Genomic DNA, 23,437 nt, shown 5'->3' on the forward strand with positions numbered 1-23,437 from the left:
TTCCCATGCCGAACACGGAAGTTAAGCACTTGAACGCCGAAAGTAGTTGGGGGCTTCCCCCTGTGAGGATAGGACGTTGCCAGGCAATTTTGTTTTTTTATTCCGCAATAGCTCAGTGGTAGAGCAACCGGCTGTTAACCGGTAGGTCGTAGGTTCAAATCCTACTTGCGGAGCCAATGGCCCGTTGGTCAAGCGGTTAAGACACCGCCCTTTCACGGCGGTATCACGGGTTCGATTCCCGTACGGGTCACCATTTTATTGTGCCGGTGTAGCTCAGCTGGTAGAGCAACTGACTTGTAATCAGTAGGTCGCGGGTTCGACTCCTGTTGCCGGCACTGTTTTTTTAATTAAATTTTCCTAGACAAACTGGGGGGGTAGCGAAGTGGCTAAACGCGGCGGACTGTAAATCCGCTCCCTCGGGTTCGGCGGTTCGAATCCGCCCCCCCCCACCATGTCGAGCCATTAGCTCAGTTGGTAGAGCATCTGACTTTTAATCAGAGGGTCGCAGGTTCGAATCCTGCATGGCTCATTTTCTTGCGGAAGTAGTTCAGTGGTAGAATACGACCTTGCCAAGGTCGGGGTCGCGGGTTCGAATCCCGTCTTCCGCTTTTTGTTTATTTTTTTGGGGCCTTAGCTCAGCTGGGAGAGCGCCTGCCTTGCACGCAGGAGGTCAGCGGTTCGATCCCGCTAGGCTCCACCAAATTTTGCTTAAAGATCTTAAGCGAGTTTCGTTCGTCTTAAGTTTTTTTATACTTGAAATGCCTGTTAACCAGAGTACGTACGCGAAAGCACTGTGATTCCCTTCACAGTGCTTTTTTGTTGTCGTCTACTGTATAAAGATGCGTCATCTTGTCGAGTTGAACCAGCCGTATGTTACCGCTTACAATTAAGGTAACTTAATTAAGCAAAGGGGATGCGGGGATGAACATTGCATATATCAGCGTGCCATATCGTTACGGTCAAGGAAAGCCAGGAACAGAGCATGGTCCGGCAGCAGTCGAACAAGCAGGCCTATTTCAAACGTTAGCAACACATGGACAAGAAGCGGTCCGCTATGGGGAAGCGGCTGTCTTACCAGAAGACGCGGTACGTGAGGAAGATGCGAAGTTAAAGCGTCTCGAAGGAGTCGTCCATACGACGAATGATTTACAGCTAATTGTACATGATGCGCTGTCCGAACGACGTTTTCCGTTACTCGTCGGGGGCGACCACAGCATGGCAATCGGAACGATCGCAGGACTTCGTCGATCGATTCCGCGGCTCGGTGCAATTTGGTTCGATGCGCATGGTGATTTAAATACACCGGAAACGTCACCTACAGGTAATATTCACGGAATGCCACTCGCTGTTGCCCTTGGGGAAGGGCATCGGCGTTTAACGGAAATCGGTGGGACAGACGTCAAGTTACAACCGGAGCATCTTGTCTTTATCGGCTTGCGTGACGTCGATCCGGGAGAACAGGAATTGATTGATCGGCTTGGGATTCGCGTTTATGACATGGAAGCGATTCGGACACGGGGAATGGAAGCCATCATGAAGGAAGCGATTGCTTACCTAAACGAAACGACAGACGCATTTTACTTAAGTTTCGACATGGATGGTCTTGACCCGAGTTTAGTCGAAGGGACCGGGACGCGGGTTGCGGACGGTGTCATGTTAGAGGATGCTCAGACCGTCTTGAACTCTTGTGCGGAACAAGAAAACTTTATTGCAGCGGAGTTCGTCGAAGTGAATCCGTTGTTAGAAGAAGGGAACGGAACAGCGATTCTTGCAAATGCCTTGATCGGAAACCTACTTCAAGCAATGCAAAACCAACATTTAGTAAAATAATGGATAGAACTTGAACTCTTTTCATCGGGGTTCAAGTTTTTTTTGTTACAATTTAAATTGAGATGAAACATTTATCGGTCGACTCCGTATAAGAGATTGACCGCATAGAGCGGGGGGTATTTGAAGTGGAAGAAACAACACTACGCTTGATTGAGCGAGTGAAGCAAGGAGACCGTGATGCATTTGCGGCACTTGTTGATCTATATAAAGAAGGGGCATTTTTAGTTGCCTTCCGTGTATTACGTGATCGGATGGAAGCAGAGGATGCCACGCAAGAAGCCTTTATTCGCGTATTTACAAAGATTGAATCGTATAATGCACAATGGAAATTCCGTACGTGGCTCTACCGGATTGTGACGAATGTTTCAATTGACCGCTTACGGAAGAAACGTCCAGATTATTCCCTTGATGCCGAGATGTCAGGTACTGAAGGCTTGACGCTGTATTCTCAGCTTGAAAGTAAGGAGCAATTACCAGAAGATCAAGTCGTTGATTCAGAAGAACGAAATGCTGTCGGTGACGCGATTGCCGCTTTACCTGAAAAGTATCGAATTCCGCTTGTCTTGAAATATATTGAAGACCTTTCATTAAAGGAAATCAGTGAACTGATCGATTTACCAGTCGCCACAGTCAAAACTAGAATTCACCGTGGCCGAGAAGCGCTGAAGAAGCACTTCGGAACGCGGTGAGAAGGAGGATCTCACCATGACACGAGAACACGTAAACGAACGCATCCAAGATTATTTAGACCAAAACCAACCTCCAGAAGACTTTAAACAACTCGAAGCGGAGTTACGGGAGGCGAATGCGATGGACGACTTCGAAGAGTATCGACTCCTCGATGCACAGTTACGCACGCTTCCGAAGCCGAAGCTCTCGGCAGACTTTACATCCCGCGTGCTGGCACAACTGCCTGAACAGGTGGACACGTCGAATGTGACACCGCTTCGTAAACCTTCTCGTTTTGGAGGGAAGATGAAACAGTATCCACTCCTTGCAGCTGCCTCGATCTTTGCGTTACTTTCGGTCGGTAGCCTCGGGGGGTACATGACGCAAGAAGATAAAGACTTGTCGTATACGAACGCTCCCGGTATTGTCGCTGAAAATGGCGAAGTTGTTGTTCCAAAAGGAGTGACGGTCAATCAAGATTTATACGTCGAAGGCGGCAATGTCCGGATTGAAGGCAAAGTCAATGGAGACGTCATGACCGTTGACGGGACGGCTTACACAGCCAGTGCCGGAAACGTAACTGGAGAAATTAAAGAAATCGATCAGTTGTTCGAACGCGTCTGGTACGGAATCAAACGAATCTTTGATTAATCAGTTGGGGCGAGTCTAACTCGCCCCTTTGTGCTATAATGAAAGCTGTTTAAATTAGATGAGATAGGGGGCACGGTTGGTGAATTACTTCAACTGGCAACCACTTCAATTTCAAATGTTGAAACTGGGCGAAAACGTACACTGGTACGATTATATTAATGATGTGCTTGATATCGCGGTCGTGACATTCGTCATTTACCGCCTGATGATTATCGTCAAAGGCACAAAAGCGGTTCAATTGATTAAAGGGATTTCTGTCATTTTGATCAGCTGGTTCTTAAGCGGCTTCTTCGGACTGAAGACCTTACAATTTCTATTGAATCAAATCATCACCTATGGATTACTCGGAATTATCATCATCTTCCAGCCAGAGCTCCGTCGAGGACTGGAGCACCTGGGACGAACGAGTAAATTCTTTTCACGGAGTGCCATCAGTGATGAAGATGAACAAACGCGAATCGTCGATGCACTCGTTTCGTCTGCACAATACATGTCGAAACGCCGGATTGGTGCGCTCGTCACGTTTGAACGGGAAACCGGTCTCAGTGAATATGTCGAGACGGGGATTCCGCTCGGCTCACAAATTACGAGTCAGCTTTTGATTAACCTCTTTATCCCGAACACGCCGTTGCATGATGGTGCGGTCATCGTTCAGCAAGGCAAACTTGCGGCAGCGGCTTGTTATTTACCGCTCTCAGAAAGTGCCCACATCTCTAAGGATCTCGGGACGCGTCACCGGGCCGCGATTGGTGTCAGTGAAGTTACGGATAGTGTCACGCTTGTCGTATCGGAAGAGACGGGAGGCGTATCTCTCGCAATCAATGGTCGTCTTTACCGGGAACTCGACGAAGATTCGCTTCGGACGAAGTTGCTTGAGACGCTCGTCAAAGTCGAACCGGCGAATACGTCCTTCTTTAACTGGATGGGGGCGAAAAAATAATGTTCGAAAAGTGGTTCAATGAACGATGGTTTTTACGAATCGTTGCGGTACTACTTGCTGTGATGCTCTATTTGATGGTCGCAGGCTCGAGTTCGAGCGGGAAAAGTGACGCGGCGAGTCTATTGCCGATCGCTGGTCAGGGCTCGACGACGTTTGACGTACCGGTCACAGTGAATTATGATGAATCGCAGTGGGTCGCCTATAATATTCCAACTACAATTGAAACGACGGTCAAAGGACCATCGAGTAGCTTGACGATGCTTCGCCTCGTCAAAGACTTTGGTCTATCGTTAGATTTAGAGGGACTCGACCCTGGGTACCACCGTGTTCGTGTGACAGCGAATGGATTTGGAAAAGATGTTGAAGTGACACCGAAACAGGAGACGGTCGAAGTTTTTCTTGATAAAAAAGTCACGAAACAAGTCCCGGTTCAAGTCGCTTTACTCAACAAAAATAAAATCGCCGAAGGGTATGTCGTCGGTGAAGCACAACCGAGTAAACAAACGGTTGCTGTGACGGGAGGAGCAGAAAAGCTCCAAGCCATCACATCGATTCAAGTCCCGATCGACGTGACGGGTCGCGCGTCGACTTTCATGGAGTCGTTCAACGTTAAAGCGACGGATACGAATGGGAACGCGATTAGCGCGACGTACGATCCGGAACAGCTTGAAGTGACAGTTCCTGTCTATAAGGAAAGTAAAACAGTCCCGATCAACGTTAAAACAACAGGTAGCGTCAAAAAAGGCTACAAGGTCGTCAAGATCGTTCCCGTCGTCACGGAAGCGCGTCTGTACGGAACGAAGGAAGAATTGACGCGAATCGGTTCAGTCGATACAAAGGCAATCTCACTGAAAGATTTGACGAAGACGACCGATAAGACGATCGAACTCGTCGAACCGGATAATGTGACGGCAATGGATCCGACTTCGATTACGGTCAGTATCGTCGTCGAGAAAGAAAATGCTAAATCGACGACGGAAACGGTCGAGGAGCGAGCAGAGAAGACGATTACAGGTGTTCCTGTGACGCTTAACGGTTTCGACGAGTCGAAGTATACAATTGACTATGCTGAAACGATTGATCTCGTCGTCCGTGGCAGCGAAGCGGACTTAGCTTCGATTGATGCAACCGACATCAAGGCTGTCATCGACGTAACAGGATTAAAAGAAGGCACACACGGCTTACCGATTTCATATCAGACATCTAAAGCATTCGATGTCTTACGACCGGATAACATGGACGTCACGTTAAAGACGATTCCCCGGACATCGGTACAGACCAATTAAAACCAATCAGTGAAATGAGGAAATAGCACATGGGTAAGTATTTTGGAACTGACGGCGTCCGCGGCGTCGCAAACGTAGAATTGACACCGGAACTCGCCTACCGTCTTGGACGGATTGGCGGATACGTGTTGACGAAACACGAGAGCACACGTCCGAAAGTCTTAATCGGACGCGATACACGCGTTTCGGGTCAAATGCTTGAGAACGCGATGATTGCAGGATTGTTATCAATCGGCGCGGAAGTTATGCGTCTTGGTGTCATCTCGACACCGGGCGTCGCATACTTGACGAAAACGATGGATGCGACTGCGGGCGTCATGATTTCAGCGTCACACAACCCGGTTGAAGACAACGGCATCAAGTTCTTCGGAACAGACGGTTTTAAGCTCAATGACGCAACAGAACTCGAAATCGAAGCATTGCTCGACGAAACAGAGGACACACTCCCGCGACCATCGGGGAAAGAGCTTGGTTTCGTCCACGATTATTATGAAGGTGCGCAAAAATACCTCCATATGCTTCGTCAAACATCGGATGAAGATTTTTCCGGGATTCATGTCGCAATTGATGGCGCGCACGGCGCGACATCAAGCCTTGCACCACGTTTGTTCGGGGACCTCGAAGCAGAAGTCTCGACAATCGGTACAACGCCAAACGGTTTGAACATTAATGATGGTGTCGGATCGACACACCCTGAGCACCTCGCGGCATTCGTCAAAGAAAAAAATGCCGACGTCGGTCTCTCGTTTGACGGTGACGGCGATCGCTTGATTGCAGTCGATGAAAATGGGGATATCGTCGATGGCGATAAAATCATGTTCATCTGTGGAAAATACTTGAACGAAATCGGTCGTTTGAAAGATAACACGATCGTCGCGACAGTCATGAGTAACCTCGGCTTCCATAAAACAGTCGCAGAACACGGCATGACAGCCTTACAAACAGCAGTCGGTGACCGTTACGTCGTCGAAGAGATGCGTAAAAACGACTACACACTCGGTGGCGAACAGTCAGGTCACATCATCTTCATGGATTACTCGACGACAGGCGACGGCATGTTGTCTGGCGTTCAGTTACTCCAAATCATGAAGGCGACAGGCAAGAAGTTATCGGAACTCGCAGCCGAGATGCCAATCTTCCCGCAACGTCTTGTCAACATTCGTGTATCGGATAAGAATGGGGCAATGAACGGTCCTGCCGTTCAAGCAATCATTGCGGAAGTCGAAGCGGAAATGGCTGGAAACGGCCGGATTCTCGTTCGTGCATCTGGAACAGAACCACTCGTTCGAGTCATGGCGGAAGCAGAGTCGCAAGAAGCATGTGACATGTACGTCGAGCGGATCGCGAACGTCGTGCGTGAAAACTACGCGTTACAAGAAAATTGAGTCGACGAAAAAGGAGTAGCTTCGTGCTGCTCCTTTTTTTTGTGTACGGGAGGAATGTTAAGGACGGGAATTAGCACGAATCCGTTATCCTCTGCCCACTTTTCTCAGACGGAACGCAAGCCGCGGCCAGCTTGGGGCTGCCCGGGTCTCGCTTGTTCCTGTCGGAAGCGGAGCTTCCTTTTCCTGTAGAAGTCGGACAGGGGTACGGGTTCGTTTCAGAAATAGCGTGGGTCTGGAGTAGGAACAGTGTTTGGATCATAGGAGAGAGAAGGGGACGACACCGCTGTCCTCTGCCCGCTTTTCTCAGGCGGAACGCAAGCCGCGGCCAACTTGAGGCTGCCCGGGTCTTGCTTGTTCCTGCCGTAAGCAGAGCTTCCTTTTCCTGTAGAAGTCGGACAGGGACACGGGTTCGTTGGAGGGTGGATGAGTAGGTACAGAAGCTTAATTCTTTTTTTTACAAAATCTAGGGATTAGAAGTATTGTTTAGAAAGATATCGGGAATAGTTACAAATACGTTACCTTCCTTGCTTTTTCCAATTAAAGTTCGTATGATTGTAAAGTCGGACAGAAACGGAGTCGGACAGAAACAGAAGCGCCAGGGCTGACTATGTGATAGGCAGCTGACGAGGTGGAGGTTTATCGAATCATTCGGCGGATGCCTCCCGGTACCTTATCAGTACCGTAAACTTACTTGAAATCGTCTAAGTGATTAGACGGACAAACAAGCAAGTGCTGATAACTCTCGACAAGAGCCGTTTCCTCTTCAGGGAAATACTTGATATGGGAGAGAATCAATATGTGCGGAATCGTAGGTATGATCGGAGAAGTTAACACGAAAGAAATTTTACTAAAGGGTCTCGAAAAACTCGAGTACCGCGGTTATGACTCGGCAGGTCTTGCGTTCGTCAATGACGGCGTTCAGGTTCATAAAGAAGTCGGTCGCATCGCTGCGCTACGCGAAGTCGTCCCTGCAGAAGCAGACGGTACAGTAGGAATCGGTCACACACGTTGGGCAACACACGGTGTACCAAGTGTTCCGAACGCCCACCCACACCAAAGTGCATCATCACGCTTTACACTCGTGCATAACGGTGTCATCGAAAACGATGAGCAGTTAAAAGCAGAACTTAACGTCGATTTACTCAGCGACACGGATACAGAAGTCATCGTTCAGATGATTGAAAAGAACTTTGACGCAACAGGTGATGTCACGGAAGCCTTCCGTCAAACACTTCGCGTGCTCCACGGTTCGTATGCGCTCGCTTTAATCGATGCAGAAAACCCGGACGTTCTTTATATCGCAAAAAATAAATCACCACTTCTCGTTGGTCTCGGAGACGGCACGTTCAACGTCGTTGCGTCTGATGCAATGGCCATGCTTCAAGTAACGGATCAGTTCGTTGAGTTACATGACGGTGAAATGATCATCTTAACGCGTGACAGTGTCACAATCCAGGATTTAGACGGAAACGTGCAAGAGCGTGACGCGTATACAGCTGAAATTGATGCTTCTGATATCGAAAAAGGGACATACGCGCACTATATGCTTAAAGAAATGGATGAGCAGCCAGCCGTCATCCGGAACATCGTTCAAAAATACCAAAACGAAGCTGGCGAAATCACACTCGATCAATCGGTTCGTGATTTAGTCCTTGGTCGTGACCGCGTCTATATCATCGGTTGCGGAACAAGCTACCATGCTGGTTTGATCGGGAAACAATTGATTGAACAAATCGCTGGGATTCCGGCAGAGGTCCACATCTCGTCTGAATTCGGCTACAACATGCCACTTTTGACAGAGAAACCACTCTTCCTCTTCCTTTCACAATCAGGTGAAACAGCGGATAGCCGTGCCGTTCTCGTTGAAGCGAAAAAACTTGGTCACCCAGCATTGACGGTCACGAACGTCGCGGGATCAACACTTTCACGTGAAGCAAACGCAACACTCTTGTTGCATGCCGGTCCTGAAATCGCAGTTGCCTCAACAAAAGCATACACAGCGCAAATTGCTGTTCTTGCGGTCCTCGCGTTTGACCTGGCTCAAGCAAAAGGCGTCGACGTCAACTTCGATCTCATGAAAGAACTCGGTAAAATTTCAAGCGCAATGGAATCCGTCATGTCACAAAAAGAACGGTTCCAAAAGATCGCTGCAGAATACTTGTCTGAATCACGCAACGCCTTCTTCATCGGCCGTGGTCAAGATGCGTATGTCGGAATGGAAGGGGCACTCAAGCTCAAAGAAATTTCGTACATCCAGGCAGAAGGGTACGCTGGCGGCGAATTGAAACACGGTCCAATCGCTTTGATTGAAGACAACACACCGGTCATCGCCCTCGTGACACAACCGCACGTTCACCTCAACAACCGAGGCAACGTCAAGGAAGTCGTCGCACGTGGCGCGAACGCATGTGTCATCGCTTCAGAAGGTCTCGAATTGCCGACGGATGCATTCGTCATCCCGTCAGTCGAGCCGCTCTTGTCACCATTACTTTCAGTCTTACCACTTCAGTTGATCTCGTACTACGCGGCACTCGGCCGTGATTGCGACGTCGACAAGCCACGTAACTTGGCGAAGTCAGTAACAGTCGAATAAAAACATTCAAGTCATACTCCTTCCAGTTGGAGTATGACTTTTTTATTACCTAGCACTGAAGGAATGAGTGGTGAAACACATATGCAGATGAAAACAAACTGGCTCCAAGCTTTTCCGCAATCCTGTGCAGGAGACGTGGAGGCTGTGAGACGTCTCTTCCCACACCGATTGTTTAGACCGGTGACGTGGGGGACGATTGAAATCGCGTATTGGCAAGAAAAGTTGAATTTGCCGTCTCGCGTGTACTTGGATGAAGTACCAGAGGTGAAAATCGAGACGTTGACGAAACAACAACGGTGGCTGCTCTATTGCTTGTATACGCGCCATCACAATGGTTATATCCGCGAGAAATATGTTCAACGATTACAAGAAGAACAGGCGGATACAGACTGGGTGTTGCTTTATCTGATTGAATTGACTGGGGAATATGTAAGAGAAATTCTAGAACGAATCGAACCGATTTTAGAGAGGTGGCCTGAGGAAAATCTGTGTTCCTTTCTACAAGCAAATGATGTTTACATGACACGGATTGAGTGTCGCATCATCAGCTACTGGAATATATATCAGCGGACATCTTATCCACTCTTAGGGGATTCAGCCTATGTCGGATTTCGACTTACAAAATACTACCGTTTACGCAAGGTAACAAAGCAGTAGAAATACTGAAATCGAGTAATCGTCAATAGACCGTACACGCTCAACAGAGAGTGTACGGTCTATTTGTTAGTTCATCATGGACTGAAGATAGAAGAAGCTTAGCAAAACAAGCGAAATCAAAAAGCAGACGAAGAGATTCTTCATGAAGACGTTCCGAGAAAGGCGCCGGTTCATGATTATCTTATCGAGAAACAGATTAACAGCTAAGACAATTACGAAAATCACGAAAAAGAGTGGCAATAGGTCCATATGTAACATCCTTTCCATCATCTTATTCAACGCATCAAGTCAATCAAAAGTTTCGCAAAGCTTAAAATCTCTTGTGAAAAACAGGACTTTCCAGTAGGGAAGGGAAAGAAGAAAAGTAAAGAAACCAAAAGGAGGGACATTCAGATGCGACAAGCGGTACTCATTATTGATTTTCAACAGGATCTCGTCGAAGGGACGGCAGAAGAGTCAGGTGTTCATGCGAAAGATGCCCGTCAGTCAGGTCATCAATCAAGTCGTGCAAGAAGCACGGAATCATGCTCATACGATTGTCTTCATCCGGGATCTTGATGTCGCGGACGGAAACGGACCGGGGTTTGAGGTGCACTCCTCGATTCAGATTCCAGATCAGGCGGTGACGTTCGATAAAGCTGCAACGAATGCGTTTCACGGGACACCACTGCTTGAGTATCTGAATGAACGACAAATCGAACATGTCGTCATCCTCGGCTGTAAGACGGAACACTGCATCGATACCGCGGTCCGCAGTGCAACCGTCAATGGATTTGATGTGACGCTCGTTGCTGACGGACATACGACGAACGGCTCCGATGTTTTATCGGCGGAGTTGATGATTGCCCATCACAATCAAGTTTTGCACGGTCACTACAATGTCGAACATTTTGCGCTTGTCCGCCCCTCATCGGAGAAGTTATTTGAACCGATCCACGATCAGCACAGAACATAAAGGAGTGAAGTTATGATTGAACTGCGAAAGATAAAAGAGACTGTTTATTTAACCTATCAGATGCTCGATACAGCCGCAATTGACGGACTGCCCGAAATCCTTGAAAAACGACTGGGGGATGCATTATGACCCGCGAAGAGTGGATTCAATCGTTTGATCTCGATGTAGCAGAGATTTTTTCCGTCACGGATTCGTACAGTTCCGAAGTCGACCGGCTGGTTCTGCGTGACGGTCGGACTGTTTTTTTAAAGCGACCCTATACGGCTGATAAATGGTACCGGGAGCACGGATGGCTGACGTATTTGGCCGACCGTGTCGCCGTTCCGAAAATCCTTGCAGAAGCACCGCCAACGCCGCAGACGACGGGAGCTTTCGTACTGGAGGCATTAGTCGGTGCGACAATCGAGACGGTGACACCGACACTAGCCACACAAATCGGACGGCTTCACGCTACTTTACATACCTGTACGCATGAGACCTATGGTGATTTTGAACAAAACGGCTTCACCGCGTTTACCTCACAGGACTGGCGTGTCTTCCGAAATGCGAAGATGACCTCATTCGAGCCGGCGATTCAACAAGTTTTGCCGCCTGTCCTTTATCAAGCCGCCTTTACAGAATTAAAACGGCGTGAACGTGAGTTACCGGAACCCTCGCGTCCGGTCGCCGTTCATCTCGATTTCAGGCTCGGGAACTTGCTCGCAGACGGCGGAAACCTCACTGGACTGATCGACTTTGAAACTTCACGTTTCGGAGCGACGGAGATCGACTTCACGAAACTCGACCGGGATGTCTTCCAAGGTGGCAGCGCTCTGCTGGGTGCTTATCAAAACGGATACGGCCAAATTCGGACACCGGAACCGATTGAAGTCTATTTGCCGTACTACCGTCTGTTTGAAGCACTGACGGGAATCGGCTGGTGCGTCCAGCGTGGATTAGCGCAGCACCAACAGTTTTTTGACAACAACCATGCCCGCTTGTTAATTGAACTCGAACGGACGAGCATATTCGAAGAACGTTAAAAGACGTCGTTTGACGAGCGAACCGCTATACTTGTGGAAATGAAGCAAGTGGAGGGGGATGTATCAGATGGAACAACCAAAACGAATCGGAATTATCGGCGGTGGACTTGCGGGGACGTTCGCTGCCCGTCAATTACAAGTCGAAGGATACGAGGTCGAGATCATCGAAAAAAGCCAAAGTGTCGGGGGACGCATGGCGACACGACGAATCGATCAGGGAAAGGCGGACCACGGAGCTGTCTTTTTCACCGTCCGGACGGATGAACTGGCGCAGGAAGTCGATGAATGGCTCGAACGCGGATTGATTCGGAAATGGTTCGGTGATGATTTTCCACGGTATATCGCGATTAACGGGATGAATCAACTCGTTCAGTCGATTGCACGCGGGATTCCGGTCCACTTGAACGAACAGGTCGGACGGATCGAAGCGGACACGGTTTTGCGGACGATTTCAGAGAGCCGGACACGGGTCTATGACGCGATGCTCGTGACAGCACCTGTCCCGCAAGCCTATGACTTACTGCAAGCGTCCCGGCTGACGCTTGATGCAGCCGATCATACAGCGTTAAGCCGTGTCACGTTCGAACCGACATTTGTCGGCCTGTTTGAACTGAAAGAACCGCTCGAAATTGGGGAGGTCGGTCTGGCGGACGAAGGACTTGTCCCCGGGATGCTGAAGCTTGTCAACAACGCAGAAAAAGAAATCTCGGCGACACCGTTACTGAGTGTCTACATGACGGGTGAGTGGAGTGAAGCCTGGTATGACAAGGAGGAAGCGGAGACGCTCACTGAAATCGAACGGCTCCTGCAAGCACAACTCGGTCCCGTCGAACTCATCTCCCGTCAGTTGAAACGATGGCGTTACGCCCAGGCACGCGATGTCTTCCACACGCCGTTTCTAAAACTGAATCACCATCCGCTGTGGCTTGCCGGGGATGCCTTCCTTGAAGCAGATGATGCCTCGGGACGGACACGGGTTGAGAGTGCCGTCATATCCGGTCTACGTGTCGCAGCGACAATCGATGCGCATTTTAAGCAACACGTTCTGACGAAATGAAGTAAAAGCAGGAGTATGCGACATGGCATACTCCTTTATTATTGATCAGATTCTAAATGTGCGACAGGCTCCAAGCAGCCATTGCATCTAAAATCGGCAAAAAACTAAGTCCCGTGTCGGACAATGAGTATTCGACCTTTATCGGCACTTCCCGGTAGACTTTTCGAAGCAACATGCCATCCTGCTCAAGTTCGCGTAGTTGACGTGCTAAGATGCCCTTAGAAATTCCGGGCAGCAGACGTTGTAAGGAACCAAAGCGTTGTGTTCCTTGTTTGAGATGCCACAGGATGAGGATTTTCCATTTACCAGAAATGATGGTTTGCACACGAGTGACCGGACAAGCCGTCCGCTGTTCGGTAAGATTCATTTAGTGTCCTCCAATGGTTCTGTTTAGGTGACCAAGTATCTAAAAGGTGCCTACTAGGATTAGTGTACCACCTGTAATAAGATTAGGTACAGGATAGGCATTTGATAGAAAAAGGAGCGAATACCCATGAAGCTATTGATTACAGGAGCAACTGGAAAATTAGGAACTAAGATTGTCAATCATCTGTTAGGGCGGATCAGTGCGGACGACCTTGTCGTCAGTGTCCGAAATGTCGAAAAAGCAGCGAATCTCAAAGAACGTGGTGTCGAAGTCCGTCATGGAGATTTTGATGCGCCAACTACGTTAGCAACGGCCTTTGCAGGGATTGATCGTTTGTTGATCATTTCAACGGACGGGGAAGAAGCTACACGGGTCCGGCAACATACGGCAGCAATCGAGGCAGCGCAGGCTGCAGGCGTCGGCCTGATCGCCTACACGAGTATTGCCAATGCACAAGCAAGTCAAAATTTCTTGGCACGGACGCACCAGGTAACAGAACGATTGATTGAACAGACAGGTATCCCTTATATTTTCTTCCGGAACAACTGGTATCTTGAAAACGAGCAGGCGACGATTGACGCTGTACGTAACGGAGCAGACTGGTTGACAGCAGCGGGTGACGGAAAAGTCGGCTGGGCGTTGCAGGACGACTATGCAGAAGCAATCGCTACTGTTTTGACAACAGATGCTCCAAAACAAGCTATCTATGAACTGTCGGGTCCATTGTTGACACAAACAGAAATCGCCGAGGCACTCGGAGCGGTTCTTGCTCGACCTGTCACTGTTCAACAAGTGGATGTAGCAACGTATGCTGATATCATGAAACAAGCGGGTCTCCCGGACTTCCTCATCCCGATGCTTGTCTCGATTCAAGAAGGGATCGCAAACGATACGCTTGCTGTTGAAAGTCAGGACTTTGCACAAATTCTCGGTCGCCCACCTGTCGTAATCAACAATGCATTAGAACGATTGATTAAAAGATAAGTTCATTTGAACGGGTTTTCCGAAGTCCTTCTCAGGGTATTCTTTTGAGAGTGAGCGAAAGTTAGAGGAGGATTCAAATGGACATCAAAAAATATCGAGTTGCTCCGGATGCGAACGTCAGTTTAGCTGATTACCAAACATCTGATCCGGACCGGATTTCTGAAGAACAATTACTCAAGACATACATTCCAGAGAGCGTCGAGGAATTGAAAGAGCTACACTGGCGGCTTCATGCAGAAGAAAAACAAGGTATTTTAGTCGTCCTGCAGGCGATTGATGCCGGTGGGAAAGATGAAGCGATCAGCTATATCTTTTCAAACCTGAATGCCCAAGGCTTAAAGACGATCTCGGTCAAGAAACCGTCAGAAGAAGAACAAAAACACGATTTTCTATGGCGGATTCATGACGGGTTGCCGGCCAAAGGAGAAGTCGGCATTTTAAATCGCTCGTATTATGAAGATGTTATCGCACCGCGTATTCATAACCTGCTTGAGGAGGAAGAACTCCCGAACGATCAAGACGTTTGGCAGATGCGGTACCGGCAAATCAATGACTTCGAACAGTACCTGGTCGAGAACGGCGTCCGTGTCGTCAAGTTTCTCTTCAATGTTTCGAAGGACAAACAAAAGGAACGGTTGCTCGAACGGATGAAAGACCCGAAAAAGAACTTCGAGTTTTCGTTCAGTGACGTTGAGGAGCGGGAACATTGGGATGAGTATCAAGACATCTTTGCCGATTTGATTTCAAACACATCAACGGAAAATGCGCCATGGTACGTGCTACCGGCCGATGATGACTGGTTCGGACGTTACATCGTGACAGAAGTCATGAACGACGTTTTACGCGATATCGATCCGCAGTTTCCTGAAGTGTCGGACGAGGATCAAGAAAAACTAGATGAAGCAATCAAAAAGCTGGAAAATGAATAATCAAAACCGTTCATCGTCAGACGATGAACGGTTTTTTAGAGGTTGTCTAAGCATTGTTTTAATTTATTATCTTCGTTTTTGTCAGACACGTTATACTAAACAAAGAAGAAACAATGAAAGACTTGGAGGAATCACACATGACTGAATATCCAAACTGTCCGAACTGTGGATCGAGCTATACATATGAAGACGGAAATCTGTTCGTCTGCCCGGAATGTGCCCATGAATGGACGCAGGCGGAAGCGGACGTGACGGAAGAGACGGCGGTCATCCGTGACGCGAACGGAAACGAATTGCATGACGGTGACACGATTACGGTCATCAAAGACTTGAAGGTCAAAGGCACATCGCTCGTCGTCAAACAAGGAACCCGTGTTAAAGGAATTCGTCTCGTCGAGGGAGACCACGACATCGATTGCAAGATTGATGGACTCGGCGCAATGAAGCTGAAATCCGAGTTCGTTAAAAAAATCTAACGACAAAACCGCCAGTATCGACATGGCGGTTTTGTGGTTTTTGAGTTGTGTAAAAGCGTCATTAAAGTCCAGGGAGGATACCTGAAAACAGATTCAGAATAAATACGACGGCTAAAGCGGTTAAGCCTGCGATAAATCCGCCACCCGTCCAAGCGAGAAGCGTTTGTGGTATTGTCAGTTTTCCGAATCGGTTGACGACCCAAAAACCAGAATCATTCGGTAATGAAAGTCCGATTCCACCGGCACAAATCGCAAGGCCAAGCAAGATAGGGGAGATTCCTAGCTCACCCACCATCGGTCCGAGAATACTTGATGTCGTTACAAGGGCAACAGTGGCTGAACCAAGTGAAGCCCGCAAGATTTGTGAAAAGATGAAGGCGAGTAACAGGACAGGGATACTCCAGCTCTGCATCGTTGTAATCAAGTGATCACCAATCCCACTGTTGTTGATGACAGCTCCAAATGCACCGCCGGCTCCGGTAATTAAAATGATGATTCCGGCTGAGTTGATGGCTTCTGAATAAAGTCGATGGTTAGGTATTGAAATGTAAGGACGTAATAGAATGATTGCTGCAAATACACTGATTAGCAAGGCGACATTTTTTTCTCCAATGAAACCGAAAAAGCTAGAAATCGATGTACCCGGGACTACAAGTTGAGACACCGTGTTCATGAGAATGAGTACAATAGGTAAAGCCAGCATGAAGAAGCTCAATCCTGTACTGATTTCCTTTCTAGGCAAATCAGCTTTATCAATCGTAACTTCTTCGATTTCACCGGAGTGTTTAATGCGTTTTCCGATGAACATGCCGTATAAATAACCGCCGACTAAAGTAGCGGGAATCGCTACGATGATACCGTAAAGAATAAAAAAGCCGAGTTCTGATCCAGTATTTTCTGCGACTACAAGAGGTCCTGGCGTCGGGGCAATCATGTTGTGAGAGACGATTAAACCTACACCGAGTGCTGTTACGAAACTGACGATTGAAATACCGGTTTTTGTAGAAAGTGAACGGATGAGCCCGCTCAAGATGACAAATGCCGCATCAAAAAATACCGGGATGGAAACTGCCGTACCCGTCAATGCAAGACCGGCAGGGGACTTCTTAACACCAAATACATTCAGGACAGCTTGGGCAATTTTTTCGACAGCTCCTGAAGCACCGAGAAATTGACCAAAAATTACACCAAGTCCGATCAATATGCCGACACCAGCCAGTGTGTTACCAAAACCAGCCGTGACGGTCGTAGCGACTTCCTTTAGAGGCATGCCGATGGCGAGCGCGGTCAGGAATGAAATGGCGACTAATGCAAGAAACGGTTCAATTTTTAATTTCAGGATAGCGAAGAATAAGACGGCAAGCGAAAGGATGAAAATTAAAATTAATAAATTACCTGTAACCATATAAGCATCTCCTTAATCATCTAAGTTTTATAAGTAGTCAAAACTTCCGATTGTATCCGCTTACAATAAGCGGTAGACGATAAGAGTCACTCATCTTAATGATGGAGCAACTCTACGACTTCTTTTAGTGTCGTTGATGTACCGACATTCCCGGGGAAAATCACATAAGCGAGTCCAGGAAACTTACTTTCGCTCCCGGTCAGCCAAACCGGGATACCCGGTCTAATCTGTCCTGCGACTGTCGCTCGTTTGACGCTTAAACCGGTCGTTCCGATATCACTAGAAGTGATGCCACCTTTAGCAACGATAAAACGAGGCCGGACTTTAAGATTTTTGACGATGCTGGTTACAGCGTTCGAAATCTTGATAGATAGTTTAAGTTCTTCTTCTTGTTGATTTTCTCCTAAATCCAAGCGTTCCCGTTTGGTGTAGACAGCGACGGTTTGTCCATTTCGGATGAACTGTTCGGTCATCTCAATGACACGCTGAACTTCTATTTCAAATTGTTCAGGATGTAAGACAAGATGTACGTTAAATTCGATAAATTCAATGAAGTTACATGTTTGTAGCACTTCGAATTGTTCAGTCGTTTTCTTGACGTGTGAACCAATCATAATCAAACCACCGTGTTGATTTTGTTCAGATACCAGCTCGTCTCTAGTCAATAGTGATTTATCACTGACCCCGCCCAAAATCTTTGTTAAAGCAGCAGCACTACGGAACAGGAAGTGTTTTTCCGCATTCATGGCACGGATCAGAGCGATGACGACGACTTTCACATCGATATATTCGGTTGCATTGACAATAACTTTATTAAAATGCTCGACCTTCATGAGTTGGTCCGTGAGGCGGTCGATTCGAAGATTTCGGATGTCATCCAACGAAAGATAAGTAGCGTCAGTGGAAGGAAAAGCCCCATTCGACTTTTCTTCAGCCCATTCACCAAGATGTGAAGCGGAATAACCAAATGTCCGGTCTTTTGCAAACTCGGTTTCACCTGCCGGTATCAATATCTCTCCATCTTGTACATAGTGTATGTCTTGAATGGTGAAACGGCCGCCTTCTTTGAAGAAAGGCATAATTACTTCTCCATCAAAAGATACATCTGAACGTTGTTCGAGTGTAGTCCGTAACACATCGGTTTCGAGCGGATAGTGTCCTCGTAATGTCGAATCTCCGCGACTGATGATGATGAATTCTTGTTGTTGTTTCGCGGCAGCTTCTTGAATGTGTGCGGCGATTTCTTCATGGGCAAGTTGTGTTTCAGACGCTGTAAATCCTCTTGAGTTCGTTAAAATAAAGAACATTCGACTTTCTTCACTAAATGCTGCCTCGAGGCTTTCCATGCTCCAATCGGTATAGACAGAAACGCCATGGACAGTTTGGACACCAGTCGGGTCATCGTCTAATACGATGATTTTCTTTTTGAACTGGTCAAGTGCTGCTGACAGCATCTTGTCGACGATAGTCTCATCAGGCGTCTCTGGAAGAGTGGCGAACGTTTCGGCAACCGGTAATTTTTTCGGAGGAGTCATCATGTCCTTACACCTTCCTTACTTCAACATGGGCTAATTTTTCGTAATATTGAATGATTCCGCCGTGATCATCAGCAGCTTTGCCGTCGATTTTCAAGGCATGAAAAATTTCGACGAGTTGGCTAGATAACGGTAACGGGACCCCGATATCGTGAGCTGTCTCCATGACATTTGTCATATCTTTTAAATTGATATCAATCCGTCCACCAGCGACAAAATTACGGTCGAGAATCAAGGGGACTTTGGCATCGAGAACAGCACTTCCCGCAAGGCCGCCACGAATGGCATGATACATCTTTTCAATGTCAATTCCTGCTTTTGCGGCAAGCGTCAGAGCTTCGGACATCGCAGCAATATTTAGATTAACGATGATTTGATTGGCAAGTTTCGCTGTTACGCCACTGCCGTTTTTCCCGACAAGGGTGACGCTTGCACCAATCACATCGAGTAATGGTTTGACGGATTCAAATACGTTTTCTTTCCCGCCGACCATGATTGAAAGTGTTCCGTCGATGGCTTTCGGTTCACCGCCGCTTACTGGCGCATCCAACATGTCGACGCCTCGCTGTGCAGCCAGTTCCGCAATTGCGACGGACGCAACCGGCGAAATCGAACTCATATCAATGATGATAGTTCCTGCCGTTGCGGTCTCTAAAACCCCGTTTTCTCCAGTAACAACCTGTTCTACATGTTTCGAGGCCGGCAGCATCGTGATGATGATATCGCACGTCGCACCCATTTCAGCAGGGGAGGCAGCCGTTGCGCCCGCCTCAATCAATGTGTTGACGCTATCTACATTTAAATCATTCACCTTCACGTCATAACCTGCGCGTAATATATTCAAGGCCATGGGCTTGCCCATGATGCCTAAACCGATAATTCCAATGCGCTGTGTCACAATATACAACTCCTTTTCTAAATTAAAGATAGCGCTTTCATAACTCCTTAATCGAAGTGTACACACTTTGTTCAATTTTGTATACAATTTATTTAAAAATGTATACAAAATAAGTCCCTTTTAAATTCCGAGTATTAAACTTATACTTTGAACTAAGGGAAAAATCGAATGTAGGAGACGATTCTAGTGGGGAAAAAGACGACACAGCTTGCTTATGTACAAGCTTACGAGTATATACGTGACCGTATATTGAGTGGTGAATTGGAACGTGGAACAAAATTAGTAGAAGAACGGTTAGCGGAAGAAATGGGGATCAGCCGTACACCGGTACGGGATTCGATCCGGAAATTAGAACAGGAAGGTCTGATTAAGGAAAAACGTGTCGTGAATCCAAGTGATATGGATTTGCGTGATATCTTTCAGGTCCGAATGCTGTTGGAAGGGTTCGCAGCCAGTCACTGTGCGATGTATATGAGAGAATCGGACGCCGAAAAGTTAAAACGGTGTGTCGACATTGGGCGGGCTGGAGAAGTAGAAGAAATAATGGCGGCTAACAAAGAATTTCATGAGGTCATTGTCGGTGCAACAGGAAATCCTGTCATGATCGATATCATCGACCGGATGCAATCAATCATTTACTTGTTCCGAAAAACAGTCGTACATCATAAACGACCTCTTTTAATCGAAGAGCACGACGAAATTTATCAAGCCATCATCAATCACCAAGCGGAAGAGGCAGAGCGTTTGATGAAAGCCCACTTACAACGCGATTTAGAATTTTGTTTGAACTGGATAAAAGGATAAGCGACTGTCGTTGCTTATCTTTTTTTATGTCATCTGTATTCTCAGGACAAATGTCCTTTATCAATCATCCACCGTCGTTTTAGGATAGGATGAAAGAAGATAACGAAAGGAAGGCGATACAGATGCGAGGCATCCTTTTTGCAATCAGCGGCGGTTTTTTTCTGACGCTCCAAAGTGTCGCCAATGCCCGAATCAGTGATGGCATCGGGACCTGGCAAGCGGCGACTGTGACCCAAATGACAGGCTTCATCGTCGCTTTATTGATCACATTCGCTTTACGCGACCGGACGTTTCAAGAGATGCGCCACGTCAAGCCGCTTTATCTATCAGGAGGCGCACTGGCGGCGGCTGTTTTGTTCAGTAATATCACAGCCGTGCATTTGATGGGTGTGACATTGACGATTTCACTCTTTTTGATTGCCCAGCTCGGTCTGGCCCTTTTGATTGACTGGAACGGTTGGTTCGGAATGATGAAACGTCGGTTGCAGCTGCCGCAAGTCATCGGAATTTTGTTGATGGTCGGCGGTATCTTAATCTTGAAACTATAAGGAGGGATTCGCGTGGAGGATGAGCGACTTGCGACATACTTGGACCGTTTTCAATTGACGCATGTCTTTGACGAGCGCTTACGCCGTCATCTCGAACGTGTCGAGGTCGAACCGGGCGAATACTTGTGCCAGCAGGGCGATGACGCGAAACAGCTGTATTTGCTCGTCGAAGGAAAGTTGAAGATCACGCATATGTCAGCGGCCGGACGACGGCTCGTTCTTTCCTTCAAGCATCCGTTCGATCTGATCGGCGATATCGAATATGTCCGCCGTATCCCCTTGATGAACACGGTCGAAGCTGTAACGCCGGTCCGAGTGTTCCGGATCAGTTACGCGGCACTCGAACAAGCAGGAACGGACAATCCGGCATTCTTACGTTTTTTGCTCGAGACGATCACGATGAAGTTCGAACTGAAATCGCACTCGATGAGCTTTAATCTTTTATATCCGGTCGAAGTCCGGCTCGCGAGTTATCTTTTATCGATGACACCGGAAAAACAAACCCTGCCGGTCACGGATTTAGTCGATGCAGCGGATTTGATCGGGACGAGCTACCGGCACCTGAACCGGGTATTGCTCCAGTTCAGCCGGGATGGATTAATTGACCGGACGAAACGGACGATTGAGATCATCGACCGCGCGGGTTTAATGGAACGTGTCGGGGAAAGTATTTATGAATAGGAGGCAAGCACGATGACACTGGGGATTTTACTCGCCTTATTTGGCGGGATGCTCGTCTGTATGCAAAACACCTTTAACGCAAAAGTCAAAGAACGGGTCGGGGCGTGGGCAACGACGACGTTAGTCCTTGGACTCGGTTTCCTCGCTTCGCTGACGATTGGACTGCTCGTTGAAGGGACGGCACTTTTTTCTTTGACCGGTATGCAGCCGTGGTTTTGGTTCAGCGGCATCATCGGTGTCGGTGTCGTCCTGTCTGTGACGCAAGGCGTTCAGCAACTCGGACCGAGCTACGCCATCTCGATCGTCATGGTCTCACAAATCCTCTTTGCGCTGCTCTGGGACACGCTCGGGTGGTTCGGTCTCGAACAGGTCGCCTTCACGTGGACGAAGGCAGTCGGCGTTCTCTTGATTGGCGGCGGGGTGCTTTTGTTCCAACTCGGCGGGAATCTGACAGAAAAACGGATCTTACGAAAAGGAGCATGACGGATGAACTATACAACATTACTCTTTGATATCGATCATACTTTACTTGATTTTGACGCAACGGAACGCTGGGCGCTACGAAAACTATTCGCGGACGAACAGCTCGAATGGACGGAAGAACGTGAAACCCGGTACCGGTCCATTAACAAAGGCTTATGGGCAGCTCTCGAACGGGGGGAAGTGACGCGAGACGTAGTCATCTCGGAACGTTTCGTGACGTTTTTTGCAGAGCAGGGATGGGTGGTCGACGGGAAACAGATGGATGAGCGCTACCGGACGTATCTCGGTCAGGGAACGGATTTGATTGACGGAGCACACGAATTACTCGGGCAGTTAAAAGGACATTACCAACTCTACGTCGTGACGAACGGTGTCTCGCGGACACAACATGCACGGCTCGCTGGTTCAGGACTGTTGCCGTACTTTGATCAGATTTTTGTTTCCGAAGACACGGGCTATCAAAAACCGATGCGTGCTTTCTTTACGTATGTGTTCGACCGGATTCCGGAATTCCGTCCGGAGCAAACACTGCTCATCGGCGACTCCTTGACTGCAGATATCCAAGGCGGCATTTCGGCCGGAATTGATACGTGTTGGTTTAACCCGGGTCAGGAAACGGCTCCGAGTGAGTTGACACCGACCTACACCATCGAACGGCTCGAACAGTTGCTTGATGTGTTGCGGACGACGGAACGAGTTCGATAACGAAAATATGTCAAGATCGTTTGACGCGAAGCGATAAAAGACTAGAAAAGGAGCAGGTTGTCATGAATCTACGAGCGATGACCGCAGCAGATTATCCGGAAGTCGGTCGGATTTACCAGCAAGGAATCGAGACACAAAATGCGACGTTCCGAACGGAAGTACCGTCGTTTGACTACTGGGATGCCCATCACCACATACACAGCCGGATTGTGGTGGAAAAAGACGGGAAAATGCTCGGATGGATCGCCATCAGTCCATTTTCGTCGATTCCGGCCTATGCCGGTGTTGCCGAAGTCAGTTTGTATATCGATGAAGACGCACGGGGAAAAGGAGTCGGGACGGTATTGATGCAGGCGGTCATTACGTCGAGTGAAGCAGCAGGCATCTGGACGTTGCATTCACAAATCTTTCCGGAAAACATCGCCAGCCTCAAACTCCATCAACGGTTCGGTTTCCGGGAAGTCGGTCGTCGGGAACGAATCGGACAGTTGGCTGGTGTCTGGCGGGATACCGTGTTACTCGAGCGGAGAAGTGAAATTTAAAAAATGGGGCTGACGCAAAAGTCAGTTTCTATACA

General features: G+C 48.0%; 23 protein-coding genes, 7 tRNA genes, 1 rRNA gene and 1 pseudogene. 28 read left to right on the forward strand and 4 right to left on the reverse strand.

Going from position 1 to position 23,437, the window contains the following annotated elements; translation table 11 throughout:
• The 19 genes and pseudogenes from rrf to KNQ05_RS12860 form a co-directional block, all read left to right on the forward strand.
• Window positions 1-85: ribosomal RNA gene (gene rrf / locus KNQ05_RS15855) — 5S ribosomal RNA — on the forward strand; the annotation flags it as partial.
• Between the two features lie 16 nt (window positions 86-101).
• A tRNA-Asn gene (locus KNQ05_RS12775) sits at window positions 102-176 on the forward strand.
• A gap of 2 nt (window positions 177-178) precedes the next feature.
• Window positions 179-253: transfer RNA gene (locus tag KNQ05_RS12780), tRNA-Glu, on the forward strand.
• Between the two features lie 9 nt (window positions 254-262).
• Window positions 263-335, forward strand: a tRNA-Thr gene (locus tag KNQ05_RS12785).
• Between the two features lie 33 nt (window positions 336-368).
• Window positions 369-452 (forward strand) — tRNA-Tyr (locus tag KNQ05_RS12790).
• A gap of 4 nt (window positions 453-456) precedes the next feature.
• Window positions 457-529 (forward strand) — tRNA-Lys (locus KNQ05_RS12795).
• 7 nt (window positions 530-536) lie between these two features.
• Window positions 537-608, forward strand: a tRNA-Gly gene (locus tag KNQ05_RS12800).
• 16 nt (window positions 609-624) lie between these two features.
• Window positions 625-700: transfer RNA gene (locus tag KNQ05_RS12805), tRNA-Ala, on the forward strand.
• 221 nt (window positions 701-921) lie between these two features.
• Complete coding sequence (rocF, locus tag KNQ05_RS12810; RefSeq protein WP_214805630.1) at window positions 922-1,830, forward strand: arginase; 909 nt, start codon at window positions 922-924, stop codon at window positions 1,828-1,830.
• A gap of 125 nt (window positions 1,831-1,955) precedes the next feature.
• The gene (gene sigW, locus KNQ05_RS12815; RefSeq protein ID WP_214767576.1) at window positions 1,956-2,519 is read left to right on the forward strand and encodes an RNA polymerase sigma factor SigW; all 564 of its coding nucleotides are present in this window, start codon (window positions 1,956-1,958) and stop codon (window positions 2,517-2,519) included.
• Window positions 2,520-2,535: 16 nt separating this feature from the next.
• Window positions 2,536-3,150 carry a polymer-forming cytoskeletal protein gene (locus KNQ05_RS12820; RefSeq protein WP_088836017.1) on the forward strand — a complete coding sequence of 205 codons (615 nt, stop codon included), beginning with the start codon at window positions 2,536-2,538 and terminating at the stop codon, window positions 3,148-3,150.
• A 115-nt stretch (window positions 3,151-3,265) separates the two neighbouring features.
• Window positions 3,266-4,090 (forward strand): diadenylate cyclase CdaA, encoded by an 825-nt coding sequence (cdaA, locus tag KNQ05_RS12825; RefSeq protein WP_204251426.1) that lies wholly within the window; start codon window positions 3,266-3,268, stop codon window positions 4,088-4,090.
• Window positions 4,090-5,376 (forward strand): CdaR family protein, encoded by a 1,287-nt coding sequence (locus KNQ05_RS12830; RefSeq protein ID WP_088836019.1) that lies wholly within the window; start codon window positions 4,090-4,092, stop codon window positions 5,374-5,376. Before cdaA ends, KNQ05_RS12830 begins: the two co-directional genes overlap by 1 nt.
• A gap of 29 nt (window positions 5,377-5,405) precedes the next feature.
• Window positions 5,406-6,761 (forward strand): phosphoglucosamine mutase, encoded by a 1,356-nt coding sequence (gene glmM, locus KNQ05_RS12835; protein WP_214767579.1) that lies wholly within the window; start codon window positions 5,406-5,408, stop codon window positions 6,759-6,761.
• A 796-nt stretch (window positions 6,762-7,557) separates the two neighbouring features.
• Window positions 7,558-9,354, forward strand: a complete 1,797-nt coding sequence (glmS, locus tag KNQ05_RS12840; RefSeq protein ID WP_214767582.1) for a glutamine--fructose-6-phosphate transaminase (isomerizing) — start codon at window positions 7,558-7,560, stop codon at window positions 9,352-9,354.
• Window positions 9,355-9,498: 144 nt separating this feature from the next.
• On the forward strand, window positions 9,499-10,011 hold the full coding sequence (locus KNQ05_RS12845; RefSeq protein ID WP_353048424.1) for a hypothetical protein: 513 nt from the start codon (window positions 9,499-9,501) through the stop codon (window positions 10,009-10,011).
• 393 nt (window positions 10,012-10,404) lie between these two features.
• Window positions 10,405-10,966: pseudogene (locus tag KNQ05_RS12850) on the forward strand (isochorismatase family protein).
• Window positions 10,967-11,091: 125 nt separating this feature from the next.
• Window positions 11,092-11,988 (forward strand): phosphotransferase family protein, encoded by an 897-nt coding sequence (locus KNQ05_RS12855; RefSeq protein WP_214805633.1) that lies wholly within the window; start codon window positions 11,092-11,094, stop codon window positions 11,986-11,988.
• A 67-nt stretch (window positions 11,989-12,055) separates the two neighbouring features.
• Complete coding sequence (locus KNQ05_RS12860; protein WP_214805635.1) at window positions 12,056-13,045, forward strand: NAD(P)/FAD-dependent oxidoreductase; 990 nt, start codon at window positions 12,056-12,058, stop codon at window positions 13,043-13,045.
• A gap of 52 nt (window positions 13,046-13,097) precedes the next feature.
• Here KNQ05_RS12860 and KNQ05_RS12865 read toward each other — a convergent pair whose 3' ends face one another.
• Entirely contained in the window at window positions 13,098-13,412 is a 315-nt protein-coding gene (locus KNQ05_RS12865) for a winged helix-turn-helix transcriptional regulator (RefSeq protein WP_214805637.1), read from the reverse strand.
• Window positions 13,413-13,538: 126 nt separating this feature from the next.
• Here KNQ05_RS12865 and KNQ05_RS12870 point away from each other — a divergent pair, with 126 nt between their 5' ends.
• From KNQ05_RS12870 to KNQ05_RS12880, 3 genes are all read left to right on the forward strand, one after another.
• A complete protein-coding gene (locus KNQ05_RS12870; RefSeq protein ID WP_214802723.1) occupies window positions 13,539-14,396 on the forward strand; it encodes an SDR family oxidoreductase in 858 nt (285 codons plus the stop codon).
• Window positions 14,397-14,473: 77 nt separating this feature from the next.
• The gene (locus KNQ05_RS12875) at window positions 14,474-15,325 is read left to right on the forward strand and encodes a PPK2 family polyphosphate kinase (protein ID WP_214805639.1); all 852 of its coding nucleotides are present in this window, start codon (window positions 14,474-14,476) and stop codon (window positions 15,323-15,325) included.
• 137 nt (window positions 15,326-15,462) lie between these two features.
• On the forward strand, window positions 15,463-15,801 hold the full coding sequence (locus KNQ05_RS12880; protein WP_214805641.1) for a zinc ribbon domain-containing protein YjdM: 339 nt from the start codon (window positions 15,463-15,465) through the stop codon (window positions 15,799-15,801).
• A 61-nt stretch (window positions 15,802-15,862) separates the two neighbouring features.
• Here KNQ05_RS12880 and KNQ05_RS12885 read toward each other — a convergent pair whose 3' ends face one another.
• The 3 genes from KNQ05_RS12885 to garR all read right to left on the reverse strand — a co-directional run bounded on the left by KNQ05_RS12885 (window position 15,863) and on the right by garR (window position 19,639).
• Entirely contained in the window at window positions 15,863-17,206 is a 1,344-nt protein-coding gene (locus KNQ05_RS12885) for a GntP family permease (RefSeq protein WP_214805643.1), read from the reverse strand.
• A gap of 95 nt (window positions 17,207-17,301) precedes the next feature.
• A complete protein-coding gene (locus tag KNQ05_RS12890) occupies window positions 17,302-18,741 on the reverse strand; it encodes a four-carbon acid sugar kinase family protein (protein WP_371816369.1) in 1,440 nt (479 codons plus the stop codon).
• A gap of 7 nt (window positions 18,742-18,748) precedes the next feature.
• A complete protein-coding gene (gene garR / locus KNQ05_RS12895) occupies window positions 18,749-19,639 on the reverse strand; it encodes a 2-hydroxy-3-oxopropionate reductase (RefSeq protein ID WP_214805649.1) in 891 nt (296 codons plus the stop codon).
• 186 nt (window positions 19,640-19,825) lie between these two features.
• Between garR and KNQ05_RS12900 the strand changes: the two genes are divergently transcribed.
• From KNQ05_RS12900 to KNQ05_RS12925, 6 genes are all read left to right on the forward strand, one after another.
• Window positions 19,826-20,443: a GntR family transcriptional regulator gene (locus tag KNQ05_RS12900; RefSeq protein ID WP_214805652.1), complete on the forward strand. Its 618-nt coding sequence runs from the start codon at window positions 19,826-19,828 to the stop codon at window positions 20,441-20,443.
• A 122-nt stretch (window positions 20,444-20,565) separates the two neighbouring features.
• Complete coding sequence (locus tag KNQ05_RS12905; RefSeq protein WP_214767605.1) at window positions 20,566-20,991, forward strand: DMT family transporter; 426 nt, start codon at window positions 20,566-20,568, stop codon at window positions 20,989-20,991.
• Between the two features lie 12 nt (window positions 20,992-21,003).
• On the forward strand, window positions 21,004-21,672 hold the full coding sequence (locus tag KNQ05_RS12910) for a Crp/Fnr family transcriptional regulator (protein ID WP_214767607.1): 669 nt from the start codon (window positions 21,004-21,006) through the stop codon (window positions 21,670-21,672).
• Between the two features lie 12 nt (window positions 21,673-21,684).
• The gene (locus KNQ05_RS12915) at window positions 21,685-22,155 is read left to right on the forward strand and encodes a DMT family transporter (protein WP_214767609.1); all 471 of its coding nucleotides are present in this window, start codon (window positions 21,685-21,687) and stop codon (window positions 22,153-22,155) included.
• Between the two features lie 3 nt (window positions 22,156-22,158).
• Window positions 22,159-22,860, forward strand: a complete 702-nt coding sequence (locus KNQ05_RS12920) for a YjjG family noncanonical pyrimidine nucleotidase (RefSeq protein WP_214767611.1) — start codon at window positions 22,159-22,161, stop codon at window positions 22,858-22,860.
• 62 nt (window positions 22,861-22,922) lie between these two features.
• On the forward strand, window positions 22,923-23,402 hold the full coding sequence (locus tag KNQ05_RS12925) for a GNAT family N-acetyltransferase (protein ID WP_088836034.1): 480 nt from the start codon (window positions 22,923-22,925) through the stop codon (window positions 23,400-23,402).
• The last annotated feature ends 35 nt before the right edge of the window (window positions 23,403-23,437 follow it).

It is taken from the genome of Exiguobacterium sp. s125, from assembly GCF_018618605.1.
Classification (GTDB): Bacteria; Bacillota; Bacilli; order Exiguobacteriales; family Exiguobacteriaceae; genus Exiguobacterium_A; species Exiguobacterium_A oxidotolerans.